The organism is Faecalibacterium sp. DFI.5.82, assembly GCF_029076575.1.
GTDB classification, from domain to species: Bacteria; Bacillota; Clostridia; order Oscillospirales; family Ruminococcaceae; genus Faecalibacterium; species Faecalibacterium duncaniae.
The window spans coordinates 1-328 of record NZ_JARFIS010000273.1; the positions used below are offsets into that span (position 1 = coordinate 1).

The window sequence follows — 328 nt, forward strand, 5'->3', positions numbered from 1 at the left end:
CTCCTCGGTGCCATAGGCGACAATGGGCCATGAGCCGAGGGAGACGTGGGCGGAGAGGATTACGCCCGTGCCGCCGTCCACACGGGCTAGCTCCTCCACCGCGATGGCGTAGCTCAGAGCATCAATACCGGCACCACCGTACTCCTTGGGGTAGGGAATGCCCATCCAGCCCAGCTTACCCAGCTTCTTGACAGCCTCCTCGGGAAACTCATTGTTCTGATCCATTAAAAATGCGAGGGGCTTGATCTCATCCTCCGCAAAACTCCGGATCTTCGCGCGCAGCTCTTCGTGCGCCGACGTGGTTTGAAACAGCATACGGGTACCTCCT

The 328-nt window shown here is 59.5% G+C and carries 1 protein-coding gene; it reads right to left on the minus strand.

Annotated features, from left to right (window positions below; translation table 11 throughout):
- Positions 1-315: acyl-CoA dehydrogenase family protein (locus P0G09_RS16575; protein WP_275253209.1), on the minus strand; the 315-nt coding region annotated here is incomplete at its 3' end.
- Positions 316-328: the final 13 nt, after the last annotated feature.